General features: G+C 36.9%; 29 protein-coding genes and 2 pseudogenes. 4 read left to right on the top strand and 27 right to left on the bottom strand.

The features are described 5' to 3' along the window. Positions 1 to 84 precede the first annotated feature (84 nt). A complete protein-coding gene (locus MMB69_RS11280; protein WP_277447737.1) occupies positions 85 to 1,320 on the bottom strand; it encodes a Zn-dependent hydrolase in 1,236 nt (411 codons plus the stop codon). A 714-nt stretch (positions 1,321 to 2,034) separates the two neighbouring features. Here MMB69_RS11280 and MMB69_RS11275 point away from each other — a divergent pair. Both MMB69_RS11275 and MMB69_RS11270 read left to right on the top strand, forming a co-directional pair. Next, positions 2,035 to 2,571, top strand: coding sequence for an IseA DL-endopeptidase inhibitor family protein (locus MMB69_RS11275; protein ID WP_014459798.1), 537 nt, complete (start codon positions 2,035 to 2,037; stop codon positions 2,569 to 2,571). 152 nt (positions 2,572 to 2,723) lie between these two features. Continuing rightward, positions 2,724 to 4,310 carry an MptA/MptB family glycosyltransferase gene (locus MMB69_RS11270; protein WP_277447736.1) on the top strand — a complete coding sequence of 529 codons (1,587 nt, stop codon included), beginning with the start codon at positions 2,724 to 2,726 and terminating at the stop codon, positions 4,308 to 4,310. 40 nt (positions 4,311 to 4,350) lie between these two features. Here the strand turns inward: MMB69_RS11270 and MMB69_RS11265 are convergent, their stop codons facing one another. Together MMB69_RS11265 and MMB69_RS11260 are read right to left on the bottom strand one after the other, a co-directional pair. Further along, the gene (locus tag MMB69_RS11265) at positions 4,351 to 4,770 is read right to left on the bottom strand and encodes a GNAT family N-acetyltransferase (protein WP_217916018.1); all 420 of its coding nucleotides are present in this window, start codon (positions 4,768 to 4,770) and stop codon (positions 4,351 to 4,353) included. Between the two features lie 125 nt (positions 4,771 to 4,895). Then, a complete protein-coding gene (locus MMB69_RS11260) occupies positions 4,896 to 5,093 on the bottom strand; it encodes a hypothetical protein (protein WP_277447735.1) in 198 nt (65 codons plus the stop codon). Between the two features lie 44 nt (positions 5,094 to 5,137). Between MMB69_RS11260 and MMB69_RS11255 the strand changes: the two genes are divergently transcribed. Beyond that, a complete protein-coding gene (locus MMB69_RS11255; protein WP_277447734.1) occupies positions 5,138 to 6,103 on the top strand; it encodes an aminoglycoside phosphotransferase family protein in 966 nt (321 codons plus the stop codon). Positions 6,104 to 6,120: 17 nt separating this feature from the next. Here the strand turns inward: MMB69_RS11255 and MMB69_RS11250 are convergent, their stop codons facing one another. The 4 genes from MMB69_RS11250 to MMB69_RS11235 all read right to left on the bottom strand — a co-directional run bounded on the left by MMB69_RS11250 (position 6,121) and on the right by MMB69_RS11235 (position 8,957). Beyond that, positions 6,121 to 7,116 carry an LLM class flavin-dependent oxidoreductase gene (locus MMB69_RS11250; protein ID WP_277447733.1) on the bottom strand — a complete coding sequence of 332 codons (996 nt, stop codon included), beginning with the start codon at positions 7,114 to 7,116 and terminating at the stop codon, positions 6,121 to 6,123. A 14-nt stretch (positions 7,117 to 7,130) separates the two neighbouring features. After that, the gene (locus tag MMB69_RS11245) at positions 7,131 to 7,415 is read right to left on the bottom strand and encodes a DUF3219 family protein (protein WP_063247850.1); all 285 of its coding nucleotides are present in this window, start codon (positions 7,413 to 7,415) and stop codon (positions 7,131 to 7,133) included. A gap of 134 nt (positions 7,416 to 7,549) precedes the next feature. Further along, the gene (gene uptA / locus MMB69_RS11240) at positions 7,550 to 8,143 is read right to left on the bottom strand and encodes an undecaprenyl phosphate transporter UptA (RefSeq protein WP_013057365.1); all 594 of its coding nucleotides are present in this window, start codon (positions 8,141 to 8,143) and stop codon (positions 7,550 to 7,552) included. A 94-nt stretch (positions 8,144 to 8,237) separates the two neighbouring features. Continuing rightward, positions 8,238 to 8,957, bottom strand: coding sequence for an endonuclease V (locus MMB69_RS11235; protein ID WP_277447732.1), 720 nt, complete (start codon positions 8,955 to 8,957; stop codon positions 8,238 to 8,240). Between the two features lie 268 nt (positions 8,958 to 9,225). Between MMB69_RS11235 and MMB69_RS11230 the strand changes: the two genes are divergently transcribed. Continuing rightward, entirely contained in the window at positions 9,226 to 10,101 is an 876-nt protein-coding gene (locus MMB69_RS11230; RefSeq protein WP_264407642.1) for a glycerophosphodiester phosphodiesterase, read from the top strand. 34 nt (positions 10,102 to 10,135) lie between these two features. Here the strand turns inward: MMB69_RS11230 and MMB69_RS11225 are convergent, their stop codons facing one another. The 20 genes and pseudogenes from MMB69_RS11225 to MMB69_RS11135 form a co-directional block, all read right to left on the bottom strand. Continuing rightward, entirely contained in the window at positions 10,136 to 10,648 is a 513-nt protein-coding gene (locus MMB69_RS11225) for a hypothetical protein (RefSeq protein ID WP_264407643.1), read from the bottom strand. Positions 10,649 to 10,675: 27 nt separating this feature from the next. Beyond that, on the bottom strand, positions 10,676 to 11,170 hold the full coding sequence (locus tag MMB69_RS11220; RefSeq protein WP_264407644.1) for a hypothetical protein: 495 nt from the start codon (positions 11,168 to 11,170) through the stop codon (positions 10,676 to 10,678). 22 nt (positions 11,171 to 11,192) lie between these two features. After that, the gene (locus MMB69_RS11215; protein WP_264407646.1) at positions 11,193 to 11,723 is read right to left on the bottom strand and encodes an ankyrin repeat domain-containing protein; all 531 of its coding nucleotides are present in this window, start codon (positions 11,721 to 11,723) and stop codon (positions 11,193 to 11,195) included. Positions 11,724 to 11,862: 139 nt separating this feature from the next. Continuing rightward, positions 11,863 to 12,240 (bottom strand): ribonuclease toxin immunity protein CdiI, encoded by a 378-nt coding sequence (cdiI, locus tag MMB69_RS11210; RefSeq protein ID WP_264407647.1) that lies wholly within the window; start codon positions 12,238 to 12,240, stop codon positions 11,863 to 11,865. Positions 12,241 to 12,353: 113 nt separating this feature from the next. Then, positions 12,354 to 12,824 (bottom strand): SMI1/KNR4 family protein, encoded by a 471-nt coding sequence (locus tag MMB69_RS11205; RefSeq protein ID WP_264407648.1) that lies wholly within the window; start codon positions 12,822 to 12,824, stop codon positions 12,354 to 12,356. A 137-nt stretch (positions 12,825 to 12,961) separates the two neighbouring features. Next, a pseudogene (locus tag MMB69_RS11200) lies at positions 12,962 to 13,258 on the bottom strand (immunity protein YezG family protein); the annotation flags it as partial. A gap of 311 nt (positions 13,259 to 13,569) precedes the next feature. Then, complete coding sequence (locus MMB69_RS11195) at positions 13,570 to 14,049, bottom strand: SMI1/KNR4 family protein (RefSeq protein ID WP_264407650.1); 480 nt, start codon at positions 14,047 to 14,049, stop codon at positions 13,570 to 13,572. A 31-nt stretch (positions 14,050 to 14,080) separates the two neighbouring features. Then, entirely contained in the window at positions 14,081 to 14,629 is a 549-nt protein-coding gene (locus MMB69_RS11190) for an ankyrin repeat domain-containing protein (RefSeq protein ID WP_269870822.1), read from the bottom strand. A gap of 143 nt (positions 14,630 to 14,772) precedes the next feature. Next, a complete protein-coding gene (locus MMB69_RS11185; protein WP_264407653.1) occupies positions 14,773 to 15,489 on the bottom strand; it encodes an SMI1/KNR4 family protein in 717 nt (238 codons plus the stop codon). 98 nt (positions 15,490 to 15,587) lie between these two features. Then, complete coding sequence (locus tag MMB69_RS11180; RefSeq protein WP_264409252.1) at positions 15,588 to 16,073, bottom strand: antitoxin YezG family protein; 486 nt, start codon at positions 16,071 to 16,073, stop codon at positions 15,588 to 15,590. A gap of 212 nt (positions 16,074 to 16,285) precedes the next feature. Next, on the bottom strand, positions 16,286 to 16,750 hold the full coding sequence (locus MMB69_RS11175) for a hypothetical protein (RefSeq protein WP_195696836.1): 465 nt from the start codon (positions 16,748 to 16,750) through the stop codon (positions 16,286 to 16,288). Between the two features lie 462 nt (positions 16,751 to 17,212). Beyond that, positions 17,213 to 17,728: an Imm6 family immunity protein gene (locus tag MMB69_RS11170; RefSeq protein WP_025751639.1), complete on the bottom strand. Its 516-nt coding sequence runs from the start codon at positions 17,726 to 17,728 to the stop codon at positions 17,213 to 17,215. A gap of 29 nt (positions 17,729 to 17,757) precedes the next feature. Beyond that, entirely contained in the window at positions 17,758 to 18,171 is a 414-nt protein-coding gene (locus MMB69_RS11165; protein WP_028413068.1) for a hypothetical protein, read from the bottom strand. A 271-nt stretch (positions 18,172 to 18,442) separates the two neighbouring features. Further along, positions 18,443 to 18,952, bottom strand: a complete 510-nt coding sequence (locus tag MMB69_RS11160) for an Imm6 family immunity protein (protein ID WP_264407659.1) — start codon at positions 18,950 to 18,952, stop codon at positions 18,443 to 18,445. Between the two features lie 174 nt (positions 18,953 to 19,126). Further along, the gene (locus tag MMB69_RS11155; RefSeq protein WP_264407661.1) at positions 19,127 to 19,825 is read right to left on the bottom strand and encodes an SMI1/KNR4 family protein; all 699 of its coding nucleotides are present in this window, start codon (positions 19,823 to 19,825) and stop codon (positions 19,127 to 19,129) included. An 863-nt stretch (positions 19,826 to 20,688) separates the two neighbouring features. Beyond that, on the bottom strand, positions 20,689 to 21,156 hold the full coding sequence (locus tag MMB69_RS11150; protein ID WP_221784969.1) for a DUF2004 domain-containing protein: 468 nt from the start codon (positions 21,154 to 21,156) through the stop codon (positions 20,689 to 20,691). Further along, positions 21,153 to 21,791 (bottom strand): HNH endonuclease, encoded by a 639-nt coding sequence (locus MMB69_RS27265; RefSeq protein WP_308123258.1) that lies wholly within the window; start codon positions 21,789 to 21,791, stop codon positions 21,153 to 21,155. The genes MMB69_RS11150 and MMB69_RS27265 overlap by 4 nt, the downstream gene beginning before the upstream one ends. A gap of 714 nt (positions 21,792 to 22,505) precedes the next feature. After that, positions 22,506 to 23,480: pseudogene (locus MMB69_RS27260) on the bottom strand (ribonuclease YeeF family protein); the annotation flags it as partial. Positions 23,481 to 23,492: 12 nt separating this feature from the next. Next, positions 23,493 to 23,750, bottom strand: coding sequence for a YwqI/YxiC family protein (locus MMB69_RS11140; RefSeq protein WP_013083474.1), 258 nt, complete (start codon positions 23,748 to 23,750; stop codon positions 23,493 to 23,495). Then, the gene (locus MMB69_RS11135) at positions 23,747 to 24,178 is read right to left on the bottom strand and encodes a YwqH-like family protein (protein WP_013057382.1); all 432 of its coding nucleotides are present in this window, start codon (positions 24,176 to 24,178) and stop codon (positions 23,747 to 23,749) included. Before MMB69_RS11135 ends, MMB69_RS11140 begins: the two co-directional genes overlap by 4 nt. Between the last annotated feature and the right edge of the window lie 211 nt (positions 24,179 to 24,389).

Genomic DNA, 24,389 nt, shown 5'->3' with positions numbered 1-24,389 from the left:
TAAACCAAAAGTTCAATGTGATAGTTCGCAGTCTTTCTAAGCACTAAAAAAGAGCAAACCTCTAAGGTTTACTCTTTGGTCCTGTTACTTCTGAACTAACTTAATCACCGTCTCTAACAGTACATTTACACCTTTTTCGCATTCTTCCCAAGGAGTGAACTCTTCTTCACAGTGACTTTTTCCGTTTACGCTCGGAATAAAAATCATAGCCGTCGGAATATAGCTAGCTAAAAACTGTGCGTCATGTCCAGCTCCGCTGACCATTCGCTTGTAGGAATACCCAAGCGAACGAACAGATTCTTCCACTTCATCGCAAACGGTTTTATCAAACCACACGGTATCGCGTCCCCAAAGCTTGGTCACCCGCACTTCGCAGCCTTCTAACAGCTCCGCTTGATCAGGCAGTGACTGAATGATCTTTTCCACGGATGCAATGACGTCTTCATCGGTATGTCTCGCTTCAAGTGAAAAAATAACTTTATTTGGAATAACAGTATGAATATTAGGCAGTACGTTCATACGCCCCATTGTATAGACTAAATTTGAATCTAATCTGCCGAGCTCGTGACGAGCTTCGGCAATTAAATTATTAGTTGCAAAAAGCGCGTCTTTTCGCATATCCATCGGCGTCGTGCCGGCATGATCTGACTCACCGGTAACTTCAATTTCATAGCATACCATTCCTAGCACGCACTCGACTACACCGATTGATTTCGCTTCTCGTTCTAGAATAGGCCCTTGCTCAATATGTAATTCCACAAATGCAGAAGCGTCCGTCAGACGGTTCCTCGTATCACCTTCATATCCGCATGCTTGGAGCGCTTGCTCAAACGTCACGCCGTCAACATCCGTCTTCTTCATCATAACGTCTTTTTGAAATTTCCCCGATAAAATACCTGAAGCCATCATAGAAGGCTCAAAACGTGCTCCTTCTTCATTGGTGAAGTTAACAATCGTAATCGGTACCTTCGGTTTAATATTATGTTCAACTAGCGTTCTTACTAATTCTAACCCTGCAACTACACCGAGGATTCCATCAAACCTTCCGCCTTTTTTTACACTGTCCATGTGTGAGCCAATCACAACAGGCGGCTTATCTTCTAGTCCTTCAAGCGTAGCGTAAATACATCCAAGATCGTCGATTTTAATATCCATTCCAAGGTCACGGCAACATGAACAAAAATAGTCTCGTGCTAAGCGGTCTTCTTCTGACAGCGCTAAGCGGGTTACACCGTTATTAGGTGTTCGTCCATAATCGGCAAATCGTTCAAGCGTATTTTTTAACCTTTCTCCATTCACTGCTACTTTTTGTCGTTGCAACTCAACCACTCTCCTCATTATTTGGTTATAAAGTGCGTCTAAGATGCTGTGTTAATGAATATCATTCATTATGACATAAAATAGGCGATATCACTTGAAGTCTGTTAGAACCCCTTCCATTGTTTTTGTAATGAAAGTGCGCAGCTTGCCTTATGTATCTATTAGCTTCAAAACGTAAATTTCCTGCTTTTTTCTATGAATAATGCACGCGTTATTTATGCATTTTTATTATAAAAATAATAATAGGTTTTTTTCAAAAAAAAGAGAATTAGTTATTATACTAACTCTCCTCTACACACTTACTTTTTATTTGCTTTCTTCGCAATTGCAATCATTGTAGCCAAAACACCAACTGTAATAATTACAATAGCAATTACGGCAGTGGTAATAATAATTCCTGATGTCACTTCTGAAACACCCATTAGTTTACGTTCTCCTTTTGTGCCTGACCTATTTATCTAAATCAGCATATTGATCGATTTATTCCTATTATATACGAACTTGTAAAGCGACGAAATATGTGACACATAATTGACATACTGTTTATATGTTTTCTTTTAATTCTACGTTTTATTTAAGAAAATACGGGAATAATTCAAACATATATAAGAAATACTCTTTATTTCTTTAAAGAAGTATTGTAATATAAATGTAACAATTGTAATATTAACAGCATGAATGTTACATATATTTCAATGAATGAGTAGGAGGGAAATGGAAATGAAAAAATTTGGAATAATCTTAGCATCACTTGCTCTTTTCTTTTCACTAAGCACAGGAGTTACAGCTCAAGCAGCATCACAAAATCTATCAACGACTAATGCGGTAAAAATTGCAGCAAACGCAAGCAACCATTTCTGGAATGCACTTCATGGATCTAAAGGTAATTTATGTACTCAAAAAACATTTAATTATAAAGGCACTCAGTACTCATATCTTTGTCAGGATTTTAATACAAAAAGCAAACTAGTAAGCTACTTATCTGAAACGTTTACAAACAGTGCTATTCAAAAAGGATTAACAAATTATCGCTACATCACATATAACGGAAAGCTTGCTCGTCCTGTCGGTGACGGATTCAGCATGCTAGAGTGGAACAAAGCAAAAGCAAAACTAACTTATCAACGTGCCGATGTTCGCTCTTATCAATTTACGGTTCCAACAGTTGACGGAGGAAGTGTAAAACGCACCGTTACATTTTATAAATCTGGTTCACAGTGGAAAGTAAATAAGTTTGATGCTGTACTATAAGCAGTACCAAAAGCGAGGTCTACCAAGACCTTGCTTTTTTATGTGCTCATTAGCTCTTTATTAACGAAGTTTCACTTTATTTTCACTAACTCCCCTTATAGTATGGATACACACTACTACTTATTCGATACATTGTCATCGGAGGATTTTATATGAACATACTACAAAAAAGAACGGCTTTTATCGTAACGGCTGCTTTTCTTTTAGCATTGGTTTTCAGTATCGTTTCACTATCACACTACAAAGGAGAAGAACATTTATTTTCGATTCAAGAAAGTCATCAGTTAAAAAAGATTACGAATGGTATATCTGCTTCTGATAATAATTCGTGGGATCATCGTCTTCCTTCAGGAAACGGTCCCGCTTCACCCAGCAATTCCGGAGAACACGTAACGCCTTTTCATAATCTATCTATGGATAACGGTGCCGGAAGTCAAGGAGCTAATAAAGACTATGAAGCGCCGCTCGCTCTTTATACGGTGGGCTTTTTTATAGCAGCAGCTTTCGTTTACGGGTTATCAAAGAAAAAGAAATGGCATCATTCGATAGGGCATTCTCGCGTTATTTTATGGTCATTACTTGGCACTGGACTATTTATCCGGATTGCACTGATTCCGTGGGTAGGCTCTCATATGGATGCATCTCTTTTCAAAAACTGGGCATCGGTTGCGGCTAATCATTTTTCAAATTTCTATGCTAAAAGCGGAAGCGATTATCCGCCGTTTTATATTTATATCTTGTTTATCGTTGGGAAAGTTGGCAGTTTACCGGATTTTCAGCAGTATTTTTCGCTGTTGATTAAAATCCCGCCTATTTTAGCAGATGTCGTCACATCTTATTTACTCTATCGTTTAGCTCGTAAATACTTGGCACCTTCTTTTGCATATCTGTTAGCAATTGGGTATTTATTTAATCCGGCCATTTTAGTTAATTCAACGTTTTGGGGACAAGTCGATTCATTTTTCACTTTGCTTATTGTCCTAGCGATTGTAATGATTACGGAAAAAAGAATTTACGCGTCGGCCGTTATTTTTACAGCAGCGGTCTTAATGAAGCCGCAGGCGATTATTATCCTGCCCATTTTGTTTTTCGAACTCATTCGCCTAAAGCAAGTGAAACATTTCTTCGGCATTGCTTTAACGGCGGCTTTCACTGCTGCGGTGATTTTACTGCCTTTTTCAGTTGGAAAAAATCCAACGTGGATTATCGATTTATTTTCATCCACCATTGGAGAGTACCCGTATGCCTCTGTTAACGCCTATAACTTTTTTAGTTTAATAGGCGCAAACTATAAAGACAGCTCTGCAACGCTGCTGTTTTTCAGCTATCATACGTGGGGACTTATTTTTATCGTCGCGACAACTATTTTTTCTTGGCTTATTTATATAAAAGGACGGAGCTTTAAATACGCCGCTCTTGCAGCGCTTATTCAAATTTCCGGAGTATTTACGTTTTCTTCAAGCATGCATGAACGCTACTTATTTCCAGCAGCAGCGCTTGCTTTGCTCGCTTATATTTATTTAAAAGACAAAAACTTGCTTTACTTATCTCTTGGATTTAGCATCAGTATTTTTATGAACACTTTTTTTGTTTTATACGGTGACAGCAGCATGCAAAACAGTACGTCCTATCCGTTTTCTATGTTTGCTACGTCGATGCTAAACGTTTTGCTTGTTGTTTATTTAGTAAAAGTTGCTTGGAATTTAGTCCAAAAAAGTACGGTTTTAAAAACGGCATAATACAAAAAGCTCAGTGAGTATGATTGATCACTGAGCTTTTTTACATAACAAGCGACATGCCTGGCGCGTCTTCTTCTCTTTCTTGAAACCCTAATTTTTTATAAAAATGATGCTTTCCTTTTGCTGCAAATAGCTGAATCGATTCAATTCCGCTTTCTTGGCATTTCGTCAACAGCTCTTGAATAATTTGCTTTCCAAGCCCTTTGTTTTGATATGTGGGATCAACCATCACGTCGCAAATAAGCGCTTGATAAATTCCATCTGAAATCATACGGCCAAATGCAATTAATCGTTCATTGTCATAAATACCGACTCTAAACCAGCTGTTGGCTGCGGCTTCAAACAGCTGCTCTTTTGTATAATTTCCTTTTTTACTTTTATGTAATCCGCTCGCTTCATGCAGATCAGCAAACTGCTCAAATGGCGGAACCTCTTTTTTTATTACGTAGGACACGTTCATTCTCCTCTCAATACCGTTGCTTTCTATATTATATTTATACATCAAAAAGAATAATAATTCAACATTTTTATCTAGTTATCTTGTTACCCTTTCTCCAAATAAAAAAACTGCCAAACGGCAGTTTTTTAGGCTTGTACTGATTCTTTTCGTTTTTTAAGATCAATTCCTGCAATGATAAGCAAAATGACTCCAAGAACAATCATGATTTTACTCACTGTTTCTAGCCACTCCGGTGCGCTTCCAGCAAGTAAAAGTGAAAACCCAATGATATAAAGCGGAAACCCCGCGAGAGCCCAAGGGGATTTCACCTTCTTTTTCTTCATATATAGGATCTCCTCCTTCTTTACAGATTCTATGTAGGCTGTATATGATGAGTTTATCAGAAAAAATTGGAAACAACAAAGGAGACAAACGCATGTATACGCTGCCTCAAACGTTTTGTGATACGATTACTCACCTTCACTCTCATAAAGGCCAAAAGTGGTTAGCTGACTTTCCTCAGCTGATTCGCTACTGTGAAGAGCGCTGGCGTATCAACATTTACAGTCACTTTCCCCTTTCTTACCACTTTGTTGCTCCTGCGCATAAAGCAGATGGAAGCGAACTAGTTGTAAAACTCTTTGTAGAGCCTTCAGAGCTGCTTCATGAGCAAGAAGCACTGACAGCACTAGCCGGTGAGAACACGGTAAAAATAGTGGACAGCGATGCTGAAAAAGGCATTTTACTGCTCGAAAAGCTGTCTCCCGGATGCCCGCTTTCCTTTTTATCAACTAAAGCCGGAGCTACGTTAATCGCTGCTAGGCTTATGAAATCTCTATGGCGCATGCCTCACTCGGACTCCACTATCGAAACAGCCATTAAAAGAGAGAAACAGCTTCGAGAGTATACACAAATGTATCCAAGCGGTATTGATTTTCTTTCTTCTGAAACGCTTCAACACGCACTATCCGTTTTCTCTGAATTAAACCGGACTTCTCAGCAGCTTTTTTTGCTTCACGGCGATTTGCATCATGATAACATCTTACAGTCTGGTGAAGCGTGGAAAATAATTGATCCAAAAGGGTTGATTGGAGAAAAAGAGTACGAAATTATCCCTTTTCTTTTAAATCATCTGCCTAAGACAAACGTGGCAGAGACAATTGACCATCGAATCAATATATTTGTCGAAGAATTAAACCTAAGTAAAAAACGAATCTTACTGTGGGGATACGCTCATTCTGTACTAGCCACGTGCTGGTTAATAGAGGACCACCACCAAGACGCCGCTTCTTTTTCACGTGCTATAGAAGCATTTCAGCACTTATTTGAGTACTATTACGGGCATAAAAAATAAGAGCCGACATTTGGCTCTTATTTTTTGCATTTCTCTGCGACAAGCTCATATGATTTTAATCGGTCAGCCGGATCGTGTGTAATAGTGACAAGCATGAGTTCATCCACTCCGTAGCGTGCTTGAACTTCTTGAAGACGGACGTGTACTTCTTCCGGGTTTCCGATAATCATGGCTTCTTTCATCTTCTTCATTTTTTTCTCTTCTTCTTCTGTCAGTGGATAGCTGGCCGCTTCTTTAATAGAAGGCACACCTTTTGCTTCCATTTTATCCTGCTGAATTTTCCATACGAGTGAGCTCGTTGCGATGCGATGGGCTTGCTCCGTTGTTTCAGCGCAAATGACCGATACAGTGACAATCGCATAGGGCTGATCACCGGTCCGTCTTGGCTGAAATGCCTGTTTGTATTGATCAATAATAGCTGAACCATCTTGTTCACTCATAAACTGTCCAAACGTATAGGCTATTCCGTTTCTAGCGGCGAGCTCGGCACTTTTTTTACTTGTGCCAAGCAGCCAAGGTTCCGGAGAGACAGGCGGCAGCGGCGAAGCTGAAAGCTTTGCGTACTCATGTTCAGCCGGAAATTTATCGTCTAAAAACTGCAGAAGCTCTTTAACAAGTTCAGGCATTTTAAATACTTGCTGTAAAAAATTATTCGACAGCGCATTTGTTGCTTCAGCCGATCCACCCGGTGCGCGCCCAATCCCTAAATCAACGCGCCTTGGAAACAGCGTTGCGAGCATGTTATACGTTTCAGCTACTTTATACGGCTTGTAGTGAGGCAGCAGCACCGCTCCCGATCCAATTCGAATTCTATTAGTTTGTGCGCCGATATAGCCAAGCATCACTTCAGGAGCCGAACAGGCAAGTCCAGACAAATCATGGTGCTCTGCAATCCAGTAGCGCTCATAGCCAAGCTTGTCACCCGCTTTGGCCAGCTGCATCGATGCTTCTAACGCTTCCGCTGGGGTCTGATGGGATGAAACGGGCGATTGGTCGAGTATACTTACTTTCATCACGCATCTGCTCCTTATTCGTTCACTTCAATTAAACTTAATGAAAAATCCCCTACCTGGCCTTTTTCATATAAATTTGTAAAAGACGTAGAGTACTGATGAATCGTTCCTTGAAAATCGAGATCTTCTTCCGGGACATTTACATGAAAAGTACCTTTATATAAAAGTGTAGTAATATCATGATATTCCTCACTTGTTACTTTAAAATCAACTGAAACTTTTGTTTTGCCTTTTACAATCTCTTGTTCATAGCTGTAAATTTGAATAGGCATATCATTTAATACAATTTCTTGTACCACGTTAAATCGTCTCCTTTTTTAGTGCGTATGAAAAATAATAGCACTTGAAGAAGTCATGAGCAAATAAAAGAGCTTCTGATTACGCATGCAAAAAAAGCATGGCTTTTTGCCATGCTTTTAGTCCAAAAACGATCTTATACGCGCTTTGTACGCGTGCGTTTGAATACGAAATAAAGAACAATAATCACAAATGCCGCAACCACAAACGGAAGCGTATATTTGCTTGCTACGTCTTCAATGTTCGCCCAGTTCTCGCCTAGCTTTCCGCCTAAGTAAATAAATAAAATCGACCAAGGAATCATCGCTAACACGGTTAAAGACGTAAACTTCCAAAACGGCATTTTAGCAATACCTGCAGGGATCGAAATCGCATGTCGAACAACCGGGACAAAACGAGCGGAGAAAACCACACCCGCGCCGTATTTATTAAACCAGTTTTCCGCAAGATCAATATGCTTATCATGAATGAATAAGTACTTGCCGTATTTTTGAAGAAACGGACGTCCTCCGTAGGCTCCAATCCAATATAAAAACCACTGTGCAATCGTTCCGCCAATAATTCCGGCAATGACTGCTCCTGGAAAACTAATCATGCCTTGAGAAATCATATACCCCCCGTAGGCTAGTACAATTTCACTTGGAATGATTTCAATCATTAAGCCGAGCGCAATACCTAAATAGCCAAGGCTCGTTAAAAAATCCAATATACTCGCAACAAATGAACTCACCTTTAATCACCTTACTCATTCTTTAATAATTTTACACTACTACTATATTCCAACCATCAGTATAAAAGGAAACTATGAACTCATTATGAACAGCTTACTTCCCTGTTGACTGGCGGTACCTTTTCCTCAGCTCATGCGTATGCAGATCTGCTAGGCGGACTGGAATCGGAAGCTTACTTTCTTTTGAAATAAAATGCATCATGAGCTGATACGACATGTCCAAATCAATATAGTTTCCGCACGACAGAAAAATAGGCTTTACCCCTTTGGCTGTCCTTACTACTCTACCATAAACTTCGCCATCAATCACAATATCTTCATAAGCGCCCTCTGTATCTTCAGGCATAACGTAATCATGTCCTTTGATCTTTAAATAGCTTTTCCCAATTCCAACGGTAGGTTTATTGAGAAAAAACGAAGCATGTGTGGCTACTCCCATGTGCTCATAGTACAAATATCCGTTGCCATCAAATAAAAACACATCGGGCTCTATTTGAAGTTTTTTAACCGCTTCAAGAATTAAAGGAAGCTCTCGAAAAGCTAGAAACCCAGGAAGATAAGGAACCGTTACTTCTCCTACACTGTGCACTTTTTCCACAATGCTTTTCGTCTGATAATCAACCACTACAATGCTGCAAGCTCCGTAAGATATGCCGTTTTCTTCCCAATACGCAACATCAACACCAGCACAGTTATGTATATGCGTCATTTTGACGCCTGATGTTAAATCAATTTGTGCTTTTAGCTTTTGCTGAAGCGTCCGGCACTCCTCTTTTGTTTGCATCGTAAACGTATGTATGTACTGAATATCCATGTTCCATTCCTTTCATTGACTGACTCACCTATTATACAACTATTTTCTAAGAAATTCCTATTCTTTTTTTCACACCTTTTATTATAGCGCTGTTTCCTTAACGTTTGATTAAAATTCCTATTCGTTTACGCATTTTTTGTAAACATCGCCATGAAAAAATCCCTATTTTTCTTTACGAAATGTCAACGCTTTCTACACACTTTCTCTATATCAGCATCACATTTTTTCGTTACGCTATTTCTATACCAACGCATAGGAGAGAAATGTGATGAAAAAATATTTAGCTGGTCTAAGCGCAGTCGCCTTGTTATGCTGTTCAATTGCCTCTTCTGCTTTTGCACGCACGGAAGAAAAACTTACGAACATCGCGCACCGAGGAGCCTCCGCTTACGCACCTGAAAATACAATGGCTGCTTTTCACCAAGCGCTAGAAATGAATGCAGATTACATTGAACTTGACGTGCAGCAAAGCAAAGACGGTGTACTCGTTATTATGCATGACCGTACCGTAGACCGAACAACAAACGGAAGCGGACACATTCGAGAGTTAACGTACGCGGAGCTTCAGCGCTTGGACGCAGGAAGCTGGAAAGGGGATTCTTTTGCGAATGAAAAAGTCCCGACTCTTTCGCAAGTGTTAGATGAATTTCAAGGAAAAATCGGTATATTAATAGAGTTAAAAGCCCCAGAACTTTATCCCGGAATTGAAAAAAAAGTAGCTTTTGAAATCAACAAGCGACAGGTCAATCACGTTATCATTCAGTCTTTTAACGTTTCATCCATGAAAAAAATGCATGAGCTTCTCCCAAATGTTCCTATAGGCATACTAACTTCTTCACAGCGAGATACAAACCCAAACTCAATTCAGCAATTCGCCGCTTTTGCCACTTACTTTAACCCGTCTTATGACATACTAACGCCCACTCTCATCCACCAAGTCCATTCTGCCGGAATGAAAATATCGCCGTGGTCTGGAACCAAGCGGCTTCCTGCTTCATTTTTGTGGAAAACAAAAAGCGACGGAGTCATTACAAATTATCCGGATGAAGTGAATTGGGTGCAAACATCAAGTACTATCGGACAACAGCTCGAAAAAGGAAGCGCACGCCGAGTAATTACACTTGCCGTCACAATGTGGCCATAGTCCCTGTAGTCTTTTACTAGTAACCTCGTCTTCCTTACTGCCTTTTTAACGCTTTAATACGTTTAATTTCACTGAAATACTGAAAGTTCCCTTTAAAACATCTCTCCATGGTTTTAAAAAACTGCTCCGCTCCTCCTAACACCATCATAAAAAAGTCTTGTTTCGGAAGCACTGCTTTTACGGGAGGAGATGTATGCAAGGTATATAGTATAAACTGTTCAGAAGCCGATTTTAAGGTTAATACTAACGCTTGATTTGGAAAATCCATCTCTCCATACCCGGTCTCTTTTAAATTCTCCATTGCATTCAACAAATAAAGCCACATCCCATCTATAACATCCCATGCAGATACATCAAGAAGCGACTCACCGTAGTAGTCAAGCTTAATAGCTCCTTCAAGATAAGTAAAATCAAGCTGATTACCGTAACGAATGAGTTCTTCTTCGTTCGATATCTCGATAAAATAGTGCGATTCCTTTTCATATAGAGATGATAAATCGGTAATCAAAATATCTGGACGCTTAATGAATGTTTGAACACGAAACATCGTTATCCCTCCATGCCCTGTTTGCTTTCACAGCTCAAATAAATTTTCTCCGTCCTTATTTACCCAATACTTTTCTGTTTCTGGAATCAAACCTGTAAAGTCTTTATACGTTCCTTTCCAATCACTTGGAACATATTCTTCAAATGAAGCCGGTTCAGGAAACAGTGAGTAGAACGTTTTTTGATCAAAGTCCACTAAAAACGAAGGGCTAAAGTCTAATACATCTTCTTCATCTACGCTTTCTATTTTATTTTCAAACAGCTTTAAAAGAGTAGCTGTGTCTGCTTGATACGACTCTATACGTTGTAAAAAAAGCTCAGCATTTTCACTGCTAAGAACTTCGATCCCTTTTCGTTCAGGTTCAATGTACTCGTCAACGGCTGAATCACCTTCATTTTCAAAAGCTTGTGCAAACTTCACATAATCCAAATACCATAGCTCTCGGTCGGTCACATACCATTGAAACTGCTTTTTATGTATCACTCCGACAATTACGTTTTCAGCATATATGGGTTCTAGCATGAGGTGGACCTCCTTGCTTTTATTAGTCTTCAAGCACTCTCTTTTGTACTTTTCCATTGAGCTGTCGTTTTAAATATTCAGCAATTTCTATTTGTCCTCGTTCAATCGCAAATTCATGGGCATCCATCTCTTTCATATTTTCACCAGAGTATGTAATCGATATATTAATATGATTCTCAACTAACAGTTTAACCATCTCAAAATGACCGTTATATATGGCAGCAAACAGCGGATTTCTATCTGGTTCACTGATATCAATTTCAATATTATGGTTAATAAGATACTTAGCAATATCTATATGTCCTTTTGCAGCCGCTCTTTCTAAGGCATTGGTAGAAAAAGTTCCTCCTTGTGCATTCACATCTATTCCAGCACGAATAAGGTATTGTACAATTTCTAAATGACCATGAGCTGCCGCTACATGTAGCCATGTGCCAAAAGGTGTGATCCATGTTAACATTTCTGGATTTTTCTCAAATAAGTCTCTTACTTTATTTAAGTGACCACCTTTTATAGCACCTCTAATAGCTTTTGTCATTTGAGTTATTTCCATTTTTCGTTTTCCCTCTACTTTCTACCTTGTAGAATTCTCTCCAAGGTATATCGTCTCTTTGCTTGGTGTAATGCGCTGTAGTGTGGGGAGCTTATTGTCTATAGCAAGACTCGATTCGTTGCTTCTTTATATACTCCTACTAGTCTTCATTACTATAATTTTGCTTAATTTTATGTAAAAGAGCCATCACTTTTTCTTTATCATGGGCATGATCTTCAATATATACGCGGCAGATTTTGTTCAAGTAAGTTAAAAACGTTTCATAATCGACAATAACACTTTTGTCAGTGTCACCCGTACCGTCTAGAAATTCAATTCCGTTTTCAACATAACCCTCTTCCCACGGCTCTAAGTCACCTGAAAATGTACAAATGTGGTACTCATTTCCATAACCAGTTTCCTCTGAAAAATAGTGTAAGACTTTTAAAAATTTTTGATCTGATAAAGCGCTATAAAAACTTATCATGGGAGACAACGTACAATCTATATCATGAAATAATTCTACGATCTTCTTCATTCGTATCCCCTTTTTATAATTAATTGAATCAACATTTACCATTTGATCACGACTACTTCTATGAGAGCCTCAAAAAATCCACAATTATTTTCATGCCCTACTTTAGCTGCGGGTTAATGAAGCATAGCTAAAAATTCTTTGAATGTATCTGCAACAGGGTATGTGTTCGGCTCAAGCTCAGCAGAATTTTCATGATCCCATACACAAACGCTAGGGTTATCTCTTGAATTTCTATAATCTAAACACACAAAATCTCCTGCAAATAAAGTCGCGATTGGTAATAAAGCTACTCCCAATAAATCTCCATCATCTGTAAGCCGATCCTCTAATTGAGTCCATGTTACATCAATATCAAACGTACCAGCTTCATTGTTCTCTGGGGCTTCAAGAATACATAAAAACTTTATTAATACATAGCTATGACTCTTCACTTTAAAAGCTTTTGCTTCTGGAGAAGCCCCGTTATTTCTTTTTATCATTTGTTTATAGTCTGGAGGTAATTTCACTCTCCAAAACGCTTCCTTTTCAGCTAGTAAATTATCCGATGGTAATGGATAAATGATTGAATCTTTTTTTATTTCCATTGAATGTACTCCTTCTCCGTAGTATTCTTTCATTCCCTATTGAAATATGTATATTTAACATAATGAATTACACTATAAGCTGTTCATTTTTTATCTATCTTTTACAGCCTCGAGATATCTCTTTAGATGCTTTTGTCCTAGCTTACTTTTGGCAAGATACCAAGGTATTCATATTTCCATATTGTCTTCCTAGCATGGGAATCTGCGGCTGAAAGATCATCATAATTAAATTGAATCGTAAACGTTTCTTTGTGATTAAAAATTAAAGTGAAGTTGGTCCATGGCTCTTGGTTCTCACTTCCGGTAAACACTTTCCACAATTCTTGGATGCAGTCTAATAATTTGTTCCCTTGTTTAACATAGTCTTCTTCACTTACAGCAAAAATTTCAGGAATGTCATGACTGTATATAATTTCATCACTGTTATTAGGATAATAATAGAAGTACGCTGTTTGGGCACCATCAACAACTTCACCATAAAGATAAACTTTAGAACACGCTTCCCTCTATTGGCTCACCTAGATACTTACTGTAATGATCGTAATAAAGCTCTCCGTAGTTAATCATTTTTTGACCTCTCCTCTACATTTCCTATTTACGTCTCTTGCTCTCAAGCTAGGTGTTCTAGTTGATTACAATTTAAGGCACTTGAAATGATATGTTCTTAGACAAATAAAAGCATTTAATACTCATATAGAATATCAAATGCTTTCTATTCATATGTTATAAACATTTCATTTTTTAGTCATTTAGGTTCATATAAACCATTTAAAAATTCAGTAAAGTTATCTGCCACATTATATGTAACAGGCTCAAACTCACCGGATTCTTCATGAGACCATATACAAACAGATGGATTATTTTTATCTGTTCTAAAATCTAAGCATACAAAGTCACCCGCAAATACACTAGCTATTGGCAATACCTCTGCTCCTAATAAGTCTTCGTTATCAGTTAACCTTTCACCTATTTGTGAAAATACAACATCTATGTCATAAATCACTTTTGGATGATTCTCGATATCATCTACTATACACAAAAATCTTTCTACAGCATAACCACGGTTGTTACACTCAAATGTCGCGCCCTCAACCTTTACTCCATTATTTTCTTTGATAAAATTTAAAAAAGAATTTGGTAATGTAAGCCTCCAAAATTTTTCATGTTTTTTTATTAATTCCGCTGAAGGTAACGGCTTGACTACAGTGTCTCGTTTAATTTTCACTTTTTTCCCCTTTCGCCAAAAATACGCTATCTCAGATTATCCAATTATGAATAGTTTTATTAAAAACTACTTTTTTCATATCCTCAGTTCCACGTTCTTCAATTACTTGTTTTAATGAACAACCAAATTTATTGGAATCATTAAAATTCGGTCGTTTTTCTAAGCAATGTACAACTAAATGATTTCCATCCTGTGTCCGTTCTTTTAATACTTCTTGACATAGAGACAATATTGCAGAATTAGCAAATTTTTTATCTTTTAAATTTAAATCCACGCCCATTTCAACCAACCTATAAGCTACATCAACAGCACCTATACAATTAATATTTGCTGCTACATAGTGCAATTCATTACGTCCTTCATTTGAAATAACATTAACCTGTGCATTGTTGTCTAGTAAAAATTTTGCTGTATCAAACTTTCTACTAATCAATGATGTCTCAAGTAAGCTTGTACCATTTTTATCCACAAAGTTCACTACTTCTTCCATACATTTATTTTTAATATTCAATTTCTTTAAAAAATCTTCAAGATTTCCAAATTTTATAACAGTCCCAAAATCGGCTTTATTAAGATCCATTTAATCACTACCTCCCCCGTTTATACTTATGACCTCAAACGGTATTTAATAGCTCATCATTTGGCAAAGGTAAAACAATGGTATTACTATCTACTTTCCTATTTTTTCACTACTTATTACTTTCTTGCTCTACGCTTGTATACTTATTCAAATCCTATAACCATCCATTCATCTACTACATTCCAAAAGTTTAGATTATACTCTGGCTCTTCTTTTGAAGACCACAAAGTAGCGTTGTCACCCAAACTGTTTTTATAATCCACTACTACATAAGTTCCCATTCCATTACTAAAAAATCCATATGAAGATGCGAAGTCAATTTTTAAATTATGTTCTCCAATTTCATCAACAATGTCCCATTCATAATCGTCTAAATACGTAATGTTTTCTGGGGACTCTAACCCCATTGACTTACTTGGATAGTAGTAAAACCCACTATGAACGTTTTCATAAAAGCTTCTAATTTTATCTGGAATTTTCCTCCAATCTTCTTCAAGCTGTTCGTTATTAAAGTACTCTTTAGGGTTTCGACCTTCATAATATAAAATTTTCCTTCTGGCATTTTTCACCGAATATAATATCGAATATCGATCACCAATAGCCATTAATTCAACATCTATCAAACATTCCTTTAAAAAAGATATGGTGTTGCTCATTTCATTACTTACATATCTTTTCCATATATTTAATACCCTACTTATCTTACTAGATTTATTTTTCTCTTTAAAAATTTCTCTCCATTCATCAGGAATTAAATCCTTTTTTATATGATCGATGTTAGTAGACTCTATTAAGCTTACAGATAGTTCTTCACTTAATGTATATTTATTTAAGAAATTCAACTTATCTTGAAGCATCATTCCTACCCACTCCCTATTCTTCTAAAGTCCAGCTATTAAGTCCTGTATGTTCAATTTATGTTTACTGCCTCCTTCATTTGTATAGCCTTAATCAGTATTTAAATGGGATTACTGGGATACTCTTTTAAATATTGATCTATTAAATTCTTAGTTTTTTCATCTGTTGGTGCTTCATCTAAATATTTATACTTCCAAATCTTTTTCTGTGCTACAAATCCGTAATCTGTATTCAACCAATCTGTATAATCAAATGATACAGAGAACTTCCCTGTTTGCTCTAACATTAGCGTAAAAGAATACCATAGTTCCTGGTTATTTTCTTTAAAGATTTCTCTGAGCTGTTCACTAAGATCAAAAAGCTTATCTTCTTCATTATTAAATTCTAGTTCCGATATGTTAAATTGTTTTGGTATATCTAGACTATACGTGTAGCTATTATCTCTAATTGATTTATAAAAAAAGTAAACTCGCCCCCCTGATTCATCAATCTGTGCATAAAAATAAAATTTCTCCCATTCTTCTGGAATCATATTATTAACCATTTCTGCTATTTCTTGATACAATTCCTGTAACTGGCTTTCCATTTGCATAAAATTTATCCTCCTGACTGGTTTTCAACTGTTGCTATCCCTAGTTCTTCATCTTCAATTTGGTATGTTATCCTAACTGTTTATCTTTAACTTTTTTATATTTCTTCAAATCCATGTCAAACAACTAAAAAAAGACACTATGATACTTATATATCGTAGCAACTATTAAGCTGACACATCTTATGAACTCTAGCTTCACAAAAGAATTAGCGCTCTTCTTTGCACAAATATAAGTATTGGCCAAATTCAGGAAACACATCCCAGTTTTTTTCAAGGGTATTGTTTGCTTCGCGCTCCTCGACTGAACCATTTTTTAAATCACGCTTTTCCATTGCTATGTAACCATCTTCTCGGAAATTCAAAATCAAACTACTTACTTCTGTATTAGTTTTATCATCATATTCCCAATACATGGCTGTTCTTAAAAAAAGCTTACCTTCACTCATAACTTCGAAATCATAATTTAAATATTTACGAATTAGTTCATCATAAAACCCTACCGAAACCCATTCATTTGTAATATTTATAATATACTTGTGCTTCTCATCTTCCCTTAGTACGACCGTATAGGGTTTATGTTTTTGGTGGTATGTGTATGCAGTATGCTCATCAAGAATGTTCCAAGGCTTCTTTTTGATATCTGACCATTCGTCACAATAATACATTTCCATAGTCACTTGTACACCTTCCCATAATATTTCTACTAACAGTGCTGTTTTTTTTCACAAATTCTTTATACGTTTCTGGTAAATTCATTCTCCATTTACCTTCCTTTTCAGAAAGCACAGTATCGTCCAGCAAGGGATAAATGATTGACCATCCTTACATTCCATTTGTATACCTCTTTAACATTGTGATGAAGTGTAATATTAAAAGGCGATATATCCATTTGGCTTCTGATCATCGTCCTTCTCATAAAATTCAAATATTAACTTGATATTCCTTGATGATGCTACCTTCATGAATCATGAACTTTAATAAAGCATCATTCAAGTATACAAAATGTAAATATCTCAAAAAAACAACCAAAAGCAGCTGTCATCTAAAAGTCTCATCTGCTTATCGTTGAAGTTAAAATCTGCTTTTAAAAGTATAGCTAAATAATTACACATTTTTAGAAGTTTCTTAGTTATCTATTTCTCAATAGACTCATCAATAAAAGTCTTTATTGAAATTAAATCTACCCTTTTATCAGCATTCTTTGGATAGTTTTCTTCAAGAAAGTGTAATAGCTTATCTGAGATACTATTATTCTCATATACCTTTTCAAAATTTGTTATGAAGCTTTCAACAGTCTGATAATCAACACTTTCAATAGTCTGGGGAAGATACTTTTCTTTTTCATATTGATACGCCTCCCAGATTGTATATGCCAGAGCATTTCCAATACATATCCATACTTTTTCATTATCTTTATCATCGGCCAGTTGCATATAAGTCATGATATCTGTTTCATCTATGTTTTCTAAATATACATACAGGCTATCTGCGTCAAAATCCTTTAATTTTAGCCATTCCCAAGCTTTTTCTAATGACTCAACCGCTACTTCAAATCCTTTAGATTCAGAAATCTTGTTGATAATTAAATTAGATAGCGACAATAGATATACGACTTTAGCATCCTTGCTCAAATTATTAAATCGATTCATTTGATTTGGTGATCCTCCTTCATACATGGTTACCTTTTGAGTAATTTTATATATTTCGTGTCTTTCCCTTCAAATAACCTTCCTTCTGATTTTCGATTAGCTATATCAAAAAACTCTTTGGCAATTAAAAGGGATCCCAACTCATAATAAATAACGCCTGAAATAAACTCTTTTTCACCATCATCAAATCGTTTAAAGCCTGATGAGTATAGATGAGTTAGCCAATATTGGGCACTTTCATAGTCATTCATTATGATAAAGGTATCAATGATATCTTTTACCACCTCATAAGTATCACTATATAACCCTTTTGGAAGCGGAATCTCTTCCCACCCTTTGATTAATACATCAACAGATTGTTGATAATTTTTCTGTTCAAATAACTGATCACTTTTCACTCTATATTCTCCAACTCTTTGTTGGATATTTAATTCCATTTTCATTTACATTCTCCTTAATAAAATGGGATGACTTGTTAAGACTAAAGATACATTACTATTTAATAGTTTTGCACTTATAAAATTTGACTAGACCTATTGATTCCTATCCTAAAACATAAAAAGCGCCTTTTTCTTTCCTTTAACAATTACGTGCTGTTAAAAATAATGCATTTAACTGCTTTTTGAGGTGTGCTTACTGTTATTCTAATTATTTGCTGTAGTGGTCTACACTTACTCATTCGTTCTCTTTATTTAATAGGTTCCATACACTGAGTTAAAATAATTTCATAAAGTCTTCTCTTTTTATTGGGGTTTCATTGCTTGTACACTCATAATCATAAAGAACTAATTCCATTCTTTCAATTTCCTCTACTGTGATAAAACCGGTTTCAACTGCGCTATTCAAAAAGACAGTGATACTATCTGCACCGATACCTTCCAGTGCTTGCGGTACATATTTTACTTTTTCGTTTTTATAAGCTTCCCAAGATGTATAAGCGACGGCATCCACTAGTAGTGACCATAGCCTAGCCATATTCAAGTCTTCTTCTTCCTCAGCAAATTCTGAGATCCCTGTATAGTCTGCATTATCAATAAGCTCATAGAGTTCATCTCCAGTTACAGTATGAGATTCACCCCATAACCAACATTTGTCTAACGCTTCTCTACCTGCTGGATATCTTTCATCACCTTTACTTATTACAGAAAATACTCTTTCAGCAACAATTAAAACAGCCCCAACTTTTCGTTCACTTTGTAAATTAATAATAGATTTATTTTCCACAAAATCCTCCTTATGTTTATTTAATAATCTTTCCATTTTTTTAACGTACACGTAATTCATTTTTGAACTTTTCTATGATTGTACTGATTGTCCATAAAAGAAAGCACCTGCTTCCCTTTATGGACAATCAAGTGCTATATGCTATATAAACTTAGTTTATTTACACATTATTTTTTAATTATCTTGTAACCCTATTAAAATCCATTCATCTACAATATCCCAGAAATCAACATTATATTCAGGCTGGTCATTGGTGAACCACAGTGTTGCTCTGTTATCCGTACAATTGTTCAAATCTACCGCAACGTATCCACCCATACCATTCTCAAAAAATCCATAAGTGGTATCAAGATTGATTTCTAATGGATGCTCTAAATCATCAAGAATCCCCCATTCATCTTCTTTAAAATAAGTTACTCTCTCTAACGGTACTAGACCCATTGCTCGACTTGGCATATAATAAAAGCCATTATGTAACTTTCCGTAAAATTTAACAATAGATTGCGGAACACTTGACCAGGCTTGTTGCATGCCTAAATTGTAAATTGATTTGTTTGGTATTCCCCCTTCATAATAAAGAATTTCGTCATTTTCACTCTTCACGCTATATAGACTGGCGTACTGTCCATTATCTATAATGAGTTCAACATCTACTAAATTCTCTTTTAAATATGAAATCGTATGACTTAATTCTTTTTCACATATCAGATTCCATAAAGCAATTAGTTTATCTTTCCTCTCAGTCTTGTCAGTTTCTATAAATACTTCCAGCCATTCTTTCGGGATGTTCTCTTTCTTAATATTTAGTAAGTCTTCATTAGATACAAACTCAATACTTTTTCTGTATTGTTGTAGAAAAGATAACTTATTCACTTAGAATCACTCCTATTTATCCTCTTACATTCATTTATTAAACTATATTTATTTGCTTCTGGTAGACTATTGTAGAAACCAATAGGTGATTTCCAGTATTCATCAGTTTTCGGGTCTATTTAAGCTAGTCAGTATATTTAAAATCATGAGTTTTCGACTTTTCACCTGTCATATTACTTCAATAAATTTCGTTTTCGTATCGACCAATGGTCTTTAATGATTTTTTGTGGAACTGGCTTTGTTTGAACACTAAATTCCAAAATTAATTCTCCCTCTACTCGACCACCTTTTAAAGAATTTAGGTTAAATTTACCAGAAAAAATTTTTTTAGTAAACTCACTTAAATAACTCAATGTGGTCTTTTCTTGTACTTCAGTCAGTTGAGTGAATTTCCTCGAGACAATTTCCCCACCTGGGATATAAGAATCAACAACATATTTCTTCCCGTTGTTTTTTCACAAAATTGGGTATTGATTTCTTTTTAGATACTGCTTTACCGTTCTCTTTAGCATACTTATAAAATTATCATGTTCATTTCACCTTTCATACTGAAATACAAAAAGCACTCATCGTCTCTCTTAGACAATTAAGTGCTTTAAGTTAACATGTTTTTAAGTAACCTTAAATTTGTAAGTTTTATTTTAGCAATATGTCACCTTTTATATCTCGTGACAACTACTACATTAAAACTTACAAGTTTGTTTGGGCGAGCCCATTAGTTTAATATACATTCATTGCACTTAGATTCATCTTCAGTAAAGTGCTACATCGCCTAATCTTATACTGCTTTTCTATCTTATCACTGCACACAGTACACTATGATGATACGACCATCATAAGTCTTTACTATTTAACAGCCGATTTTAAATTGCAACATCCTGATAACCTACTTCAATTATTTTTTCGTTTAATAAACGAACCCCTAATCCATTTTCTATATCCCATGTACAGCTAAATGTAATTCCGATATCTCGCCCTTCAAAAATATCCGCATATGGAACAATAATTCCATCTAAAGTTATCATTTCTAGTATTTGATCAGGTGTTTCAATTAATGGATAATTTTCATTTAACCCAATGTCATAACCTAGTTCATGTCGCTTCTGCTTATAGTAGTCCAATATTGATTGCAATAGACTCGGCTGTAAACCCTCCCAATTTTGCATTAATGCTTGATATGCCTTATACTGCTCTTCATCAAACTCTCCGTCTTCTTCACCATCTATCATCAAAGATATCTCAGTTTCTTTTCCAAAAAAACGAATAATAGTATCCTTAGTCCAACCATACTCATACTCAAGTTCACCAAAAATTGGATCGTTTATAGTCATTTTAAAATCTCCTCTTTTTGTTTATTAGCAAACCCTCCAGGATTAAAAGCTCCTGCGTTTATTTCTCCTACACCACCAAGGTGTCCAAATTCACTATTTATTTTTGTTGGCACAAGTTGCATTGTTTTAACATCATTTAATTCATGCCATGTTAATTTATTTATTTCTCTATATTTTTTTATATCTCTTGCACTGATTTTACCAGATTCCATCCCAAATTGACTTGCTATTTCAGGGGAACCATTAATTTGGTCAGCTAATTTTTGATCTGATTGAACAAAATTAGCTCGTCTGGCTTTCCCTCCGTAAATTCCTTTTCCTCCAAGCATATAATCTATTTCAACTTGTGCTTTTGCTGTTGGGGAAAAGTCAGGAACTGCATTTTTATATTGAATACCCTCCACCCCAGCTTCATCTAAAAGTTGTTTTAAATGATGGTCTGGTGGTGGTTTAAGCATGCACTTAGATTCACCCCTTATTCCCTCAAATTCAACCTTTGGATTCTCTAATGCAGGGGTCTGATTAAGCCTTGCTTCATAAGAGCTAGCAAAATCAGCTTGCCTAAAAGCAGGGGGAATCTCATCCCCTCTATTGCCCGTACCTTTAGCACCTTTTTGAATTGGACGTTCACTCAAATGCTCTACTTTTACAGGTTCATCGACCTTTTGAATTGGACGCTCTACTTTTACAGGCTCATCAACTTTCTTGACTGTCTCTACCTTAAGCGAATCACCCATCTTCTCCACATCACGCTTGGACATAAATCTTCCATCAGCTCTGCGATAGCGATTATGAACAGGATCGTAGGTTACCTTACCAATCATCTGCATCGTCTGCTGCTTCACATTCTGCAAGGTCTCCCTCACCGTCTGCTGGGCAAGTGCTGGACCAGCCGGCACAAGTTCTGGCATGAGTCTTGGCATGCTGCTGTCTAGGATGTTGTTATACGTTTTATGTAGCGACTGTGTCCAAGAGGCCGGTGCATTTTTGACGCTTTGGTAGGCTTGCTTTGTGACGTTGGCAACGGCGCTTGTGCGAAGCGTGTTGCGCATGTTGTTGAGCTTTTCGGTTCCTTTGGTCGCAAGGCTTTGTCCCATTTTCCCCGCTACCTTCGTAGAAAGCGCCCCAGCTCCAGCAATTCCTAAGGCTTGCAGAAGACTTGCTTTACGCTGCTCTTCACTGATTTTATTCCCGAACATGTCGCGTCCGGTCATGTATTCTCCTAGCCCGTTTGCAGCCACAAGACCGTAGAGGCCTTTTTCGGTTTGCTCCAGGACTTTGAAGGATTTGGCGGATTTGTAGGCGTCTAAGGCGTGATCCGCTGTTCTTAGGCCTTTAGCCGTTTTATAAATTGCTTTTCCGCCTTTTGCGGCTCTTCCTACCCAGCCGACAACCGGAATGAAGCCGGCTGCTGCCATGGCTCCTGCTGCGACGCGCTGTGAGGTAGAAAGTTTTTCACCCGTAACAGGGTCCACGCCTTCTGCTGCTCGTTTATAATCATAATATCCGCTGACCTCTCCTGTAAAGGTAGAAACCGCGTCCCACGTTTTTTCATACCACGGCTTGTTTGCTTCTTCTTCTTGCTTTTTTTCCAGCTCGTATACTTCTTCTTGCTGCTTGTTGTAATCAACATATGAAGTGGCATAGTCGTTTAGCTTTGTTTGAACTTTATACAGCTCGCTGTCGTGATAGGCTTTTTCGTCAAAGGCAAGCTGATAGACACTTCCTCCTTGACTCGTAGCAAGCTCTAAGCCGCTTACTAGCGTATCCACTACCGCATAGAAGTCGTCCATTTCGCTGTATTCTTTTGACCATTCAGCGTCAAGCTGGTTCACTGCTTCAATTGTATCGGTGCGTTTTTTCTCTGCTTCTTCTATTTTATCGTTAAACTCACTCGTTGAAAACGCTGAAATAGAGACGATATCATCGATGCCGTTTAAAATACTCTGCAGATCGTCGTGCTGCTGCGCAACCATTTCTTTAGCATTGCTATTGGCGTTTTTTAGCTCTGTTTCTAAAAATGATTCAGTTACAATCGTGCTTCCTGATAGCTTTGCTTTTTCAGCTTTAACGTGAAGCGTTGAAAAATAGCTTTGCTGCATTTTAATTAAGTTTTCCCACTGTCCGGCCGTATCGACGTGCTGCTTATAAAAAGATTTTATATTGTCAGCGCCTTTTCCTTCTAAGCTGCCTTCTAAGTCTGCTACGCCCTGCAGCGCTTTTTTCAATTCACCCAGCTGGCTGAGTAACTCATCGTAGGCTTTTTCCCTGTCTTTTGCTACATCAAACAGCGCTTTTGCATCGTATACCTTTCCCACAGTCATCCCCCTTTGCTGCTACGAATGGATAATAGATTCGTCTTGTTCTTTTAGTAAGTCTACATTAGATTTTGTATCTTTTACGTTTTTGTTTAGTGCTTTTATATAAGTAGAAATAAGCGTTTGAATTTCTTCTTCGCGCGCTTCCCATTTCTCTGTAGTATCAAGACTGTTTTTTCCAAGGTCAGGCATTTTGCTAATGGATAAATTTCCAATCGCTGTGCTGACTGCTTCAAGCTTTTTGATAACGTCAGCGTGATCAAGCTTAATTGTCATGAAAACAGCCCCCTTCTAATTTCACTAATCTTGTTTTCTACTGCGTCATAGGCTTCTTCACCTTTAGCTAATAAAGAATCCGCTTCTCCAATAACGGCGTTCAAGCCACTCAAAGCTCCTTTTTCAGCTTCTAGCGCCCATATCTTTGTTTCAATTTCACGAATGTATCCATCGTAATCACCGTCTAAAATGCCTTTTATGTTGTCGTAGGCCGCCGTACGTTTTTCGTCAAAATCATCCGATAACGTACCCGTCCATTTGTCTCCCAGCTCAGGCTTTTTGATGTGTTCAATTTCTTTTAATGAAACAGCTTGTTCATGCTCAATTTTACTTTTAGCCGTTCTTAGCTTAGAAATTTTCCCTTCTACATCTGAGACTCTTCCAGATACTTCACCCAGCAGTCCGTCTAATACGCTTCCTAACCCCATATCGTTCCTCCTGTTCCGCACATTTCGAGTTTAATCCAATAATTATAAGTATAAAATTTGTCTCATTATAGCTAAATAGGAAAAAACTCTCTTTTTTATGCTTCTAGTTTCATGAATTGAGATAAAAATGGAAAATCAGAGAAAAAAGACTCATGTCTAAATACGTCATCCAACCATATACCGTTATCTAAAACAAAGAATAAGTAGAATA

The sequence above is a fragment of the Priestia sp. P5 genome (assembly GCF_029522155.1).
In the GTDB taxonomy this organism is placed as follows: Bacteria; Bacillota; Bacilli; order Bacillales; family Bacillaceae_H; genus Priestia; species Priestia megaterium_E.
Note: the sequence above shows the minus strand (reverse complement) of the source record. Positions and strands in the feature narration are given on the sequence as shown.